An 11,646-nucleotide genomic window follows, 5' to 3' on the forward strand; every position below is an offset into this window, starting at 1 on the left:
GTCAGGACGGATCCTGAACCAGATGGCGTACATGGCGGGCAGGAACACCAGCGTAATAATGGTGCCGCCAAAGGTACCGCCGATCAGGGTGTAGGCCAGCGTGCCCCAGAACACCGAGTGCGTCAGGGGGATGAACGCCAGAATGGCGGCCATCGCCGTCAGCAGTACCGGCCGGGCGCGCTGCACCGTGGCTTCCACCATCGCATCGAACGGGGCCAGCCCTGCCTGCTCGTTGTGGTGGATCTGCCCTATCAGGATCAGCGTGTTACGCATCAGAATGCCGGAGAGCGCAATAAGCCCCACCAGCGCGTTAATGCCAAACGGCTGGTTGAACAGCAGCAAGGTCGGCACCACGCCGATCAGCCCCAGCGGTGCAGTAAGGAACACCATCACCATCGCCGACATCGAGCGCACCTGGAGGATGATGATCAGCAGCGTCAGGGCGATCATGATCGGGAACAGCGGTGCCATCGCTCTGGTGGCCTTGCCGGACTCTTCTATGGAACCCGCCTGCTCAATACGGTAGCCGGGCGGCAGCGTGTCGATGATCGGCTGTAAGGATTTCAGGATAGCGGTCGAGACATCCGGCGGTTGCAGGTGTTCGGCGATGTCGCCGCGTACGGTCAGCGTCGGCATCCGGTCGCGGCGGCGCAGCAGCGGATCTTCCATCTGCACCGTCACTTCACCAATCTGCGACAGCGGAATGCGCTGCCCGTCGGCCCCCACCAGCGTAAAGCCTTCAATTCTGGCCGGATCGAGGCGAATATCCCCCGCCGCGCGGCCCGTTACCTGCACCGAACGAATGTCTTCCCGCACGCTGGTGATCGGCACCCCAGAGAGCAGGAACTGTAACTGCTGCGCGACGGCGTTCGACGTCAGCCCCACCGCCTGGAGACGATCCTGTTTCAGGGTGAAATGCAGCGTCGGCACGCGCTGGCCCCAGTCGGTATTGACGGTGCGCATCATCGGGCTGGCCTGCATCACTTTCTCCACCCGTCCGGCGATATCGCGCAGCGTGGCGGTGTCCGGGCCGACCACGCGGTACGCCACCGGATATGGGGAGTACGGACCGAATACCAGTTGCGTGACGCGCACACGGGCGTCCGGTGCCAGCCCGGCGGCGACCGCGTCACGCAGGCGGAATTTCAGCGCTTCACGGGCTTGCTGGCTGTCGGTCAGCACCACGATTTTCGCAAACGACGGATCGGGCAGCTCAGGCGCCATCGCCAGATAAAAGCGTGGCGATCCCTGGCCGATGTATGAGGTGACAATTTTCGCTTCCGGCTGTTGTTGCAGCCAGGCTTCAATTTTCGCGGTGGTGGCGCTGGTCTGCTCAATGGCGGTGCCATAGGGCAGCTGCACTTCCACCAGCACTTCCGGGCGGTCGGAGGTGGGGAAAAACTGTTTTTTTACCAGCCCCATGCCGAGGATCGCCACGGTAAAGATGGCGATCACCGCACCGGCGACTATCCATTTACGGGCAATGACGCGGGTCAGCAGTCGACGAAAACGGTTGTAATGGCGAGTGTTGTAGATAGCGGCATGACCGCCCGCCACGGTTTTGATCTCCGGCAGCATTTTCACCCCGAGATAGGGCGTAAACACCACCGCCACCACCCAGGAGGCGATAAGCGCGATGCCGACGATCCAGAACATATTGCTGGTGTATTCCCCGGCGGTCGACTGGGCAAAACCATTCGGCATAAAGCCCACGGCGGTAACCAGCGTCCCGGCCAGCATAGGCGCGGCGGTGTGGCTCCAGGCGTAAGCCGAGGCTTTGATGCGGTCATAGCCCTCTTCCATTTTTACTACCATCATTTCGATGGCGATAATGGCGTCATCCACCAGCAGCCCCAGCGCGAGGATCAGCGATCCCAGCGTAATGCGGTCGAAGTTTTTGCCGGAGGCTTCCATCACCACAAAGACAATCGCCAGCGTCAGCGGCACGGCGGCGGCCACCACCACGCCCACGCGCCAGCCCATACTGACAAAGCACACCACCATCACCACCAGCAGCGCGACGAAGAATTTGATCATGAACTCGTCAACGGCGGAGCTGATGTTCACCGACTGATCGGTGACTTTGCTCAGCGTCATGCCCAACGGCATGTCAGCGTTGATGCTGGCGGTTTCCGCGTCCAGCGCTTTTCCCAGATCGAGGCCGTTCCAGCCTTCACGCATTACCACCCCCAGCAACAGCGCCGGTTCGCGCTGATGGCGTACCATAAAGGTGGCCGGATCTTCATAGCCCCGCTCCACCGTCGCCACGTCCGACAGCTTCAGCGTGCGCCCCTGCGCCACCAGCGGCGTATCGCGGATCTTCTCCAACGTGTCGAACGCACCATCCAGGCGGATGTTAACCTGCGGCCCCTGTGTATCAATGGAGCCCGCAGGCGTCAGGACGTTCTGGTTATTAAGCGCCGCGAAAATCGCCTGCGGCGAAATGCCCAGCGTGGCGAGGCGGTCATGGGAGAAGGAGACGAAGATCCGCTCTGCCTGCTCGCCAATAATATTGACCTTTTTGACGCCCGGCACGTGCAGCAGCCGCTGGCGCAGGGATTCGGCGTCGCGCACCAGCAGGCGCTGCGGCTCCCCTTTCGCCTTCAGCGCGAACAGCGCAAAGGTGACGTCGGAGAATTCATCGTTCACCATCGGGCCGATAACGCCCGCGGGCAGGTTTCTGGCTTCGTCGCCGAGCTTTTTGCGCGCCTGATAAAACTCCTCCTGCACCTGCGAGGGCGGCGTGCTGTCCTGTAAAGAGAGCGTGGTAAAAGCCATTCCCGGACGGGTGAATGTCTCGGTACGATCATACCATTTCAGCTCCTGGAGGCGTTTTTCCAGCGGCTCGGCCACCTGATCCTGCATTTCCAGCGCGGTCGCGCCCGGCCAGGCGGTAATGATGGTCATCTGCTTGACGGTAAACGGCGGATCTTCCGCGCGCCCCAGTTGAAAAAACGACAGCATCCCCGCCACGGTAATAAGCAGGATCAGGAACAGCGTGATGGATCGCTCGCGCACCGCCAGCGCTGAGATGTTAAATTTACCCTGACTCATGGCTGGCTCCCGGCTGCGCCCGCCGCGATACGCACGGCTTCGCCTTCATGCAGCAAATGCGCGCCGAGGGCCACCACCTGCTCCCCCGCCTTCAGGCTGCCGCTGACCTTTGCCGCGTCATCCCCCAGCCCCCGCACCTGTACCGGTTTCCAGCGCACAGTGGCGGGCTTACCAACAATCTGCCAGAGGCCCGGCCCTTTTCCGGCATCGTAAATCGCCGCCAGCGGCACCTGCATAAGCGCATCCCGGGCTTCGCCTTCGGCAAGATGCAGCGTCACGGTGGAGCCGAGCGGTGCGGCGGCCAGCGCGCCTTGCAGCACGTAACGAGCTTCAAAGGTGCGGGTGACGGGATCGGCGGCATCCGAGAGCAGCCGCAGCGTGGCGGGCACCGGCGGATTTTTACTGGCGTAGAGGCTGGCATGCGCCTCGCTGCCGATGGCCGGACGCAGGGTTTCCGGCAATTGCACGATGGCTTCCCGCTGCCCGGCACGGGCGAGTCTGACCACCGGTTGCCCGGCGCTCACCACCTGGCCGGGTTCCGCCAGGGTTTCCATCACCACGCCGTCGGCGTCCGCCAGCAGCACCGCGTAACCGGTGCTGTTCTGCGCCACATTCGCCTGCGCCTGCGCCGCGCTGAGGTCGGCGCGGGCGCTGTCGGCGGCGGCTTTGATCTGATCGTATGCCGAAATCGACACCGCGCCGGTTTTCACCAGGCTGCGATAGCGGGCTTCGTCGGCAGCGGCTTGACGCGCACGGGCGCGGGCCGCAGAAACCGCCTGTTGCTGCGCCTGCGCCGTCAGGTTCAGATCCACGGGATCGAGGCGCATCAGCGGCTGACCACGCTTCACCGTCTGGCCGGTATCCACCAGCCGCTCGAGGATCTTGCCCTGCACCCGGAAACCGAGATCGCTCTGTACGCGGGCGACCACCACGCCGGTAAAGGCGCGGGACTGCCCGGCAGCGCTCACCACCGTTGCCGCCCGCACCAGGGGTGGCTGAGTGCGCGGATCGTCCTGACTGGCGGTGTCACCGCAGGCCGCCAGGGCCAGCGGCAGGAAGCAAACAGCAAGGGAGACAGGTTTAAGCCTGAACATGGGATACCTGATTACGTGGAAGGAACAATGGCGGCATTTTTAAACGAGTGACCAAAATTGTCAATGGTCACAAAGCGAGACATTGGAACTTATTTTTGTGCGATCGGGCCGGTTGACAGCAAGTGACCATTTGATAATGTAGTCACATTTGTACCGTGACTGAACGGGGGAAAGATGAAAAGGACGGGTATTCTCGGGTTAGATGCGCTGACCGAAGCGCTGGTCAGGGATCTCTTTCTGGCGGATCCGGATGCGCAGGTGTTTCTCTCCCCCGGCACCGGCGAGCGGGCGCAACGGTTGTCGCAGGAATTTCCCTGCTGGACGCTGGAGGATCCGCAGGCGCTGGTGGATGAAGTGGATGTGCTGATTATCAGTTCTGACGCGGCATCCCGGCCAGAACTTTACGATCGTGTGCAGCTGCGCCGCGCGTTGAATCTGGTTTCACTGGTGCCGGAGGTGTCGTCTCAGGCTTTGCGAAAATGCTTTCGCCAGGCGGAGTGAAGCGGCACCGTGCCGCTGAACCCGGCGCACAGGGTCAGCGCGGCGAAGATCGCCACCGCATAACCCGCCGACAGCCGATCCATGATCAGCCCGAACAGCGGCGATCCGGCAGTCTGCCCCACCGCCAGCGTCAGAAAACAGATCATCAGCCCCGTCGCCGGGCGGTCCGGCAGCGCCGAGACGCCCCACACCAGATAAATGCCGGACAGCGTAATATAGGCCGCGCCGAACAGCGCCCCGCCGATAAGCGTCAGCACAGGCGTGGTGCGCTCAAAGCCGATCAGCAGAATGCCCGCCGCCATCGCCAGCAGAAACAGCCGGTGCATGAGATCCATACCAAAGCGCGCCACCAGCGTCCCCGCCGCCGCACCGGCAATGCCCGCCGCGCCCGTCACCATCCACAGCACGCCCGCGCCGGTATCGCGCCACTCCAGCCGCAACGCCACCAGCTGGCTGCCGAAGGACCAGATCGCCGTGCTGCCCGCGCCCATTAAAAACGAGGCGACGATCAGCCGTTTCAGGGACGGGCTGATTGACGGCAGACCGCCCGCGCTGTTGCTGGCGGCAGACGAACTGCGCGGCACAAAACGCGCGGCGGCAAGCGCCATTGCGAACGCCACCGCGGCAAAAAGCCCGAACGCCAGCCGCCATTGTCCGCCCATCGCCAGCGCCACGGGGCCTGACAGCACCACGCCCGCGCCCGTCCCGGCATTAATGATGGTGTTAGCCGCGCCCTGGCGATCCGGCTGCACCGCAGCCGACACCGCGGCCGCCAGCGGCGGCGAGACTAACCCCGTGCTGGCTCCGGCGAGCATCACCGCCGCCGCCAGCCACAGCGGAGAGGACGCCAGCGCAATGCCGGTCATGCCCAGCGCCGCCACCAGCGCGGCGGTCAGCGCCACCGCGCGAGGGCCGATGCGCTCCGTCAGAAAAGCTGCCAGCACAATGGTCAGGCAATAACCCAGAAAGGATCCGCCGGAAATCAGCCCGCTCAGCGTCGGAGAAAGGGAGAGATCGGCGTCGATGCGCGGCAGAAACAACCCGAAGGCGAAACGGGCGAAGCCATAGCAGACGGCGATCAGACTGAAGCCGGTGGCAATGAGCCAGGCGTTTTTACTCATGATTTAGCCCCCGCCAGCAGCATCGCCGCCGTATCACGCGCGGCAGCCACGGTGCCCACGCCGCGGTAAATGGCGGCCGCCGTCGCGCCCTCAAAGAGGATGAGGATCTGCTCCGCCAGCCGGTCGTCCTCGCGGCCGATTTCAAGCGCCACCAGCCTGCGGATGGTCTGCCAGGTCTTTTCTTTATGGGCGCGGATCACCGCCGCGATTTCGGGATTGTCGCCGCCGGTTTCGCCGTACGCCCGCAGAAACAGACAGCCCAGACAGCCCTCCTCCCGCAGCCAGTTATCCAGCGCGTCGAACAGCCCTTTGATGCTCTGCTCCTCCAGCTGCGCGAAAAAGCGCTGATCCCGCTCCTCAAGCACCCGCACGATGAGCGCCGTTTTGCTGCCGGCATGTTTATAGAGCGTACGGCTCGACATGCCCGCCGCCTGTGTGAGCCGATCCATCCCGGTGGCATTAAAACCATGCCGGTAAAACAGGGATCCTGCGGCTGAGAGGAGTTTGTTTTTAATGTCCATACCTTAAAAGTAAAACGATCGGTTTACTCTGTCAAACTAACCGCCTCGCCTGATACCGGACGCCGCAGCGCCGATTTTCAGCCTTATCCCCACCCTTTTGTTTCACAATCCTGTGACATACTATCGGTATGGCAGTACATGTGTGAAACAAGGAGATAATTATGGATAACAAGGCGAGCCTTACCCCGGAACAGGCCCTTGACCGGCTCGAAGCGCTGTATGACCAGGCGGTCAGCGACTTACGCAATGCCATTGCGCAGTACATCGATAAGGGCACGCTTCCCGACACGCTCGCCCGTGCACAGGGGAAATTTGTGTACCCGCTGTTGTCGGTCAGCTGGGACGGTAACGCGCCGAACGCCCGGAAAACCCGCGCTTATGCCCGCTTTACGCATCCCGGCAGCTATCGCACCACCATTACGCGCCCGGCGCTGTTCCGCCCTTACCTGCTGGAGCAGCTCACCATGCTGTATCTGGATTACGGCGCGCAGATTGAAGTGGGTCCGTCTGAACACGAGATCCCTTATCCCTATGTGATTGACGGCTCGGCGCTGACGCTGGACCGTTCGATGAGCGCGGACTTAACCCGCCACTTTCCGACCACCGAGCTGTCGCAGATTGGCGATGAAACCGCCGACGGCATTTATCACCCGGCGGAATTCTCGCCGTTGTCGCACTTTGACGCCCGCCGCGTGGATTTCTCCCTGGCGCGTCTGCGTCACTACACCGGCACGCCGGTGGAGCACTTCCAGCCGTTCGTGCTGTTTACCAACTACACGCGCTATGTGGATGAGTTCGTGCGCTGGGGTTGCAGCCAGATCCTCGATCCGGACAGCCCGTACGTGGCGCTCTCCTGCGCGGGCGGCATTTGGATCACCGCCGAAACCGAAGCGCCGGAACAGGCCATTTCCGATCTGGCGTGGAAAAAACACCAGATGCCCGCCTGGCACCTGATCACCGCCGACGGTCAGGGGATCACGCTGGTGAATATCGGCGTCGGCCCGTCGAACGCCAAAACCATCTGCGATCACCTGGCAGTGCTGCGCCCGGATGTGTGGCTGATGATCGGCCACTGCGGCGGCCTGCGTGAGAGTCAGTCGATTGGCGATTACGTGCTGGCACATGCTTATCTGCGCGACGATCACGTACTGGATGCGGTGCTGCCGCCGGATATTCCCATCCCGAGCATCGCCGAAGTGCAGCGCGCGCTGTACGACGCCACCAAACAGGTCAGCGAGATGCCCGGCGAGGAAGTGAAACAGCGGCTGCGTACCGGTACGGTGGTGACCACCGATGACCGTAACTGGGAACTGCGTTATTCAGCGTCGGCGCTGCGCTTTAACTTAAGCCGCGCGGTGGCCATTGATATGGAAAGCGCGACCATCGCGGCGCAGGGTTATCGCTTCCGCGTGCCGTACGGCACCTTACTGTGCGTGTCCGATAAACCGCTGCACGGCGAGATCAAACTGCCGGGCCAGGCCAATCGTTTTTATGAAGGGGCGATTTCGGAGCATTTGCAGATCGGCATCAGGGCGATTGATCTGCTGCGGGCGGAAGGTGAGCGTCTGCATTCGCGTAAACTGCGTACTTTCAACGAGCCGCCGTTCCGCTAACGGCAGAAAAGCAAAAAGCCCGCTAAATAGCGGGCTTCTTAAATTTGGCTCCTCTGACTGGACTCGAACCAGTGACATACGGATTAACAGTCCGCCGTTCTACCGACTGAACTACAGAGGAATCGTGTGAACGGGGCGAATATTAACGGCGCTCTGTGGCCTTGTCAAAGCCTGATTTCAAAAAAACGCGCGATTGCCGAATTATTCCGCACCCCGTTCAAAAAGAGCGCAGCTTCAGGCCGTCACTCCGCTTTTTTCTGCATGGCGCGCGGATATTTCCACAGCCAGCGGCCGCTGACCATACGCCAGTAGAACAGCGCTCCGCGTACCGCCCAGTCGAGGAACATCCCCAGCCAGACGCCAATCACGCCCATGCCGAGCACGATCCCCAGCGTATAACCCGCCACCACACGGCAGCCCCACATGCCGAGCATCGACACCCACATGGCAAATCGCGCATCGCGTGCGCCCTTCTGCCCGGCAGGTAATACCCAGGAGGCCGCCCAGATCGGCATAAAGGCGGCGTTCAGCCACAGCAGGATCTTCACCACTTCCTGCACGTCCTGCTCCGGCGTATAAAACGCGGCCAGCAGCCCGGCGAAGGGCGCGGTGCCCCAGGCAATAATCGTCAGCCCGATGGTCGACAGCCAGAACACATGGCGCAGCTGGCGTTCCGCCTGGCCGATCTGTCCTTTACCAAGACGTCTGCCGGTAATAATGGTGGACGCCGAACCCAGCGCGTTACCCGGCAGGTTGATTAATGCCGCCACGGAGAAAGCAATAAAGTTACCGGCGATGACGTTGGTGCCCATCCCGGCCACAAACATCTGGGTTAATAATTTGCCGCTGTTAAACAGCACCGATTCAATACTGGCGGGAATACCGATGCCCATCACTTCCCAGATAATGGAGAAGTTAAGCGGCTTAAAGTAACTTTTCAGCGTGATGCGCAGCGCCGGGTTAAAGCCAATCATCAGCACCCAGATGATCGCCAGCGCGCCGATATAGCGGGAAATGGTCAGCCCCAGCCCTGCGCCGGCAAAGCCAATCCCCGGCCAGGAGAACAGGCCGTAGATCAGGAAACTGCTGATAATAATGTTGAGAATATTCATGCCGCCGTTAATCAGCAGCGGAATTCTGGTATTACCCGCGCCGCGCAGCGCCCCGCTGCCGATCAGCGTAATGGCCGCCGCCGGATAACTCAGCACCGTTAATTCGAGGTAAGTCAGCGCCAGCGCTTTCACCTCTGCCGTGGCCTCGCCCGCCACCACATCAATAATTTGCGCGCCAAAATAGTGGATCACCGCCGCCAGCAGCGCGGCGAACAGCGTCATGATCACCAGCGATTGCCGCGCCGCCGAGCGCGCCCGCCGCCGGTCGCGTTTACCGAGGCTGAAGGCCACCACCACCGTGGTACCCAGATCGACCGCCGCAAAAAAGGCCATCACCACCATGTTAAAACTGTCGGCAAGGCCCACTCCCGCCATCGCTTCTTTGCCCAGCCAGCTCACCAGGAAGGTACTCAGTACCCCCATCAGCAGTACGCAGGTATTTTCGAGGAAGATAGGCACGGCAAGCGGGGTGATTTCACGCCAGAAAAGTACACGGTAACTTTTTCGTTTAGCGTACCAGGGCGTGCGGGCGACGGCCTGGCGTAAAGCGGCAGTGACGTTCAAAATGGACCTTAGTGAGAAAGTGAAACTTCATTTCAAATGATGATGGAGAAATGCTAATCCTGCAAAGTATTTCCCACAAATTTTGCTGGTATTTCCGGCAAATCGGCGACGGGTTCGCCAGACGAACGCGAGAGCGTAAAATGCGGTTTGACAAAAAGTTTTTCGCCGCTAAGATTAGCTCCCACACGATTCCTCTGTAGTTCAGTCGGTAGAACGGCGGACTGTTAATCCGTATGTCACTGGTTCGAGTCCAGTCAGAGGAGCCACATTTAAAAAGCCCGCTTTATAGCGGGCTTTTTGCTGTCTGCAATTCAGGCGGCCTTACTCGTTGCCCCACTGATTCAGGAAATTGGCGATCTCATCAATGCGCTGTTCATTAATACCCGCTTCTGTGGCCATTTCCTGCTGCGCGTCCTCACTGATCTCTTCGCCATTCATCAGGCGGGTGATCAGTAACTCAAAATAACGCGCCAGCGCATCGCGTTCGCTGTCGCTGACCGGCGTTTCCGTTTCCGTCGCGTACTCGTCGGCGATGTCATAATATTTGATTGGTACTTCATTGCTCATATCTGGCCCTCAGGGGTTTTCGCATTAAGCGTATTAGTATATCGCACGTGGCGGGCATAACCGCAGCGTTCGTTTACGTGCCGGGCTCAGAGCACGGTAATACCCATGCTGTTAACTATGCTGCGCATTTTCTCGTCCAGCTCACCGTCGATCACCAGCGTACTGGCAAGGCTCAGATCGCCAATGGCAAACGCCGAGGCCGAGTTGATTTTTTCCGGCGAGGCCAGCACCACGGTTTCTGCCGCCCTTTCTGACAGCGCGCGTTTTACGCAGGCTTCTTCGTAATTGCCGGTGGTGAAACCGGCACGTTCGTGCACGCCGGTGACGCCCATGAAAAACAGATCGGCATTGATACGGCGGAGGGACTCCATCATCGCCGCGCCCACGGTGACCATCGAATGCTTATACAGCTGGCCGCCGAGGATAATGACATCCACCAGCGGCAGATTGATCAGCGCGGCGGCAATGGTCGGGCTGTGGGTCACCACGGTAAACGCCAGATCCGGCGGCAGCAGTTTAACCATCTCTTCAGACGTGGTGCCGCCATCCAGAATGACGATACTCCCCGGCTGGATCAGAGTGATGGCTTTAGTGGCAATATTCTTTTTTGCTGCCATATGCACGCTTTTACGCGTTTCCAGCGAGCCGGTCGCCGCGGACACTGCCAGCGCCCCGCCGTGCACCCGTTGCAGTAATCCTTCCGCCGCCATCTCCCGCAAATCCCGGCGGATAGAGTCTTCCGAAATGTTAAACCGCTGGCTTAAATCGCGGGACAGCACCTGCTTGTCCCGCGCCAGCATATCGAGGATCAGTTGTTTGCGTTGTCCTGACAGCATGTTTTCACCTTTCACGAATGATCTTGATTATGCACGATTGTGCATGATAGCGTATTTCCTGTCACCTTTTAAAAAGGAAATAACATGTCTGCACAACCGAATATTCGCCATCTCCGTGAAGAGCTGCTGTCCGATAACTGGTACACGCTTAAAAAATACACTTTCGAACTGCAACGTCGCGACGGCAGCTGGCAGGCACAAAGCCGCGAAGCCTACGATCGCGGTAATGGCGCGGCCATTCTGTTGTATAACAAAGCCAAAGGAACGGTGGTACTAACGCGGCAGTTCCGCCTGCCGGTGTACATCAATGGGCATGATGGTTTGCTGATTGAGGCGGCTGCGGGTTTACTGGATGACGCCTCGCCGGAAGCACGCATTATTGCCGAAGCCGAAGAAGAGACCGGCTTTAAGGTTGCCGCTATCGAGAAAGTGTTTGAAGCCTATATGAGCCCCGGCTCGGTCACGGAAAAACTCTACTTTTTCATCGCGGAATATTCGGATGCTGATCGCAGCGGCGCGGGCGGCGGACTGGCGGAGGAAGGGGAAGATATTCAGGTGCTGGAGTGGCCGTTTGAAAAAGCCCTCGCCGCCATTCGCAGCGGCGAGATCCAGGATGCGAAAACCATTATGCTGATCCAGCACCTGGCACTCCAGGCGGTTTTT

At 60.3% G+C, this 11,646-nt stretch carries 10 protein-coding genes and 2 tRNA genes; 4 read left to right on the plus strand and 8 right to left on the minus strand.

Annotated elements, in window-relative coordinates:
• Both QRD42_RS16980 and QRD42_RS16985 read right to left on the minus strand, forming a co-directional pair.
• Positions 1–3,054: efflux RND transporter permease subunit (locus tag QRD42_RS16980; RefSeq protein WP_321987674.1), on the minus strand; the 3,054-nt coding region annotated here is incomplete at its 3' end.
• Positions 3,051–4,148 (minus strand): efflux RND transporter periplasmic adaptor subunit, encoded by a 1,098-nt coding sequence (locus QRD42_RS16985; RefSeq protein WP_321987675.1) that lies wholly within the window; start codon positions 4,146–4,148, stop codon positions 3,051–3,053. The genes QRD42_RS16985 and QRD42_RS16980, both read right to left, overlap by 4 nt.
• A 174-nt stretch (positions 4,149–4,322) precedes the next feature.
• Between QRD42_RS16985 and QRD42_RS16990 the strand changes: the two genes are divergently transcribed.
• Positions 4,323–4,649, plus strand: coding sequence for a hypothetical protein (locus QRD42_RS16990; RefSeq protein WP_321987676.1), 327 nt, complete (start codon positions 4,323–4,325; stop codon positions 4,647–4,649).
• On the opposite strand, the gene QRD42_RS16995 is transcribed toward QRD42_RS16990, so the two are convergent.
• Positions 4,613–5,770 (minus strand): MFS transporter, encoded by a 1,158-nt coding sequence (locus QRD42_RS16995; RefSeq protein WP_321987677.1) that lies wholly within the window; start codon positions 5,768–5,770, stop codon positions 4,613–4,615. The two genes, QRD42_RS16990 and QRD42_RS16995, sit on opposite strands and share 37 nt — an antisense overlap.
• On the minus strand, positions 5,767–6,291 hold the full coding sequence (locus QRD42_RS17000; RefSeq protein WP_321987678.1) for a TetR/AcrR family transcriptional regulator: 525 nt from the start codon (positions 6,289–6,291) through the stop codon (positions 5,767–5,769). The genes QRD42_RS16995 and QRD42_RS17000 overlap by 4 nt, the downstream gene beginning before the upstream one ends.
• Positions 6,292–6,452: 161 nt before the next feature.
• On the opposite strand from QRD42_RS17000, the gene QRD42_RS17005 reads away from it, so the two are divergent.
• Entirely contained in the window at positions 6,453–7,904 is a 1,452-nt protein-coding gene (locus tag QRD42_RS17005; RefSeq protein WP_321987679.1) for an AMP nucleosidase, read from the plus strand.
• 45 nt (positions 7,905–7,949) lie between these two features.
• Here the strand turns inward: QRD42_RS17005 and QRD42_RS17010 are convergent.
• Both QRD42_RS17010 and QRD42_RS17015 read right to left on the minus strand, forming a co-directional pair.
• Positions 7,950–8,025, minus strand: a tRNA-Asn gene (locus tag QRD42_RS17010).
• Between the two features lie 121 nt (positions 8,026–8,146).
• Positions 8,147–9,583, minus strand: coding sequence for an EmmdR/YeeO family multidrug/toxin efflux MATE transporter (locus tag QRD42_RS17015; protein ID WP_321988782.1), 1,437 nt, complete (start codon positions 9,581–9,583; stop codon positions 8,147–8,149).
• A 187-nt stretch (positions 9,584–9,770) separates the two neighbouring features.
• Here QRD42_RS17015 and QRD42_RS17020 point away from each other — a divergent pair.
• Positions 9,771–9,846: transfer RNA gene (locus QRD42_RS17020), tRNA-Asn, on the plus strand.
• Positions 9,847–9,901: 55 nt separating this feature from the next.
• Here QRD42_RS17020 and QRD42_RS17025 read toward each other — a convergent pair.
• Together QRD42_RS17025 and QRD42_RS17030 are read right to left on the minus strand one after the other, a co-directional pair.
• Positions 9,902–10,147 carry a DUF2543 family protein gene (locus QRD42_RS17025; RefSeq protein ID WP_321987680.1) on the minus strand — a complete coding sequence of 82 codons (246 nt, stop codon included), beginning with the start codon at positions 10,145–10,147 and terminating at the stop codon, positions 9,902–9,904.
• 86 nt (positions 10,148–10,233) lie between these two features.
• Positions 10,234–10,983: a DeoR/GlpR family DNA-binding transcription regulator gene (locus tag QRD42_RS17030; RefSeq protein WP_321987681.1), complete on the minus strand. Its 750-nt coding sequence runs from the start codon at positions 10,981–10,983 to the stop codon at positions 10,234–10,236.
• Positions 10,984–11,067: 84 nt separating this feature from the next.
• On the opposite strand from QRD42_RS17030, the gene QRD42_RS17035 reads away from it, so the two are divergent.
• The coding region (locus tag QRD42_RS17035) for an NUDIX domain-containing protein (protein ID WP_321987682.1) at positions 11,068–11,646 on the plus strand (579 nt) is incomplete at its 3' end.

The organism is Enterobacter sp. PGRG2, assembly GCF_030291195.1.
Lineage (GTDB): Bacteria > Pseudomonadota > Gammaproteobacteria > Enterobacterales > Enterobacteriaceae > Enterobacter_D.

What these genes read in the sequence shown, in the direction of transcription:
- QRD42_RS16985 (WP_321987675.1), bottom strand. Translation starts at nt 4,148, where the DNA reads ATGTTCAGGCTTAAACCTGTCTCCCTTGCTGTTTGCTTCCTGCCGCTG.
- QRD42_RS16990 (WP_321987676.1), top strand. Translation starts at nt 4,323, where the DNA reads ATGAAAAGGACGGGTATTCTCGGGTTAGATGCGCTGACCGAAGCGCTG.
- QRD42_RS16995 (WP_321987677.1), bottom strand. Translation starts at nt 5,770, where the DNA reads ATGAGTAAAAACGCCTGGCTCATTGCCACCGGCTTCAGTCTGATCGCC.
- QRD42_RS17000 (WP_321987678.1), bottom strand. Translation starts at nt 6,291, where the DNA reads ATGGACATTAAAAACAAACTCCTCTCAGCCGCAGGATCCCTGTTTTAC.
- QRD42_RS17005 (WP_321987679.1), top strand. Translation starts at nt 6,453, where the DNA reads ATGGATAACAAGGCGAGCCTTACCCCGGAACAGGCCCTTGACCGGCTC.
- QRD42_RS17025 (WP_321987680.1), bottom strand. Translation starts at nt 10,147, where the DNA reads ATGAGCAATGAAGTACCAATCAAATATTATGACATCGCCGACGAGTAC.
- QRD42_RS17030 (WP_321987681.1), bottom strand. Translation starts at nt 10,983, where the DNA reads ATGCTGTCAGGACAACGCAAACAACTGATCCTCGATATGCTGGCGCGG.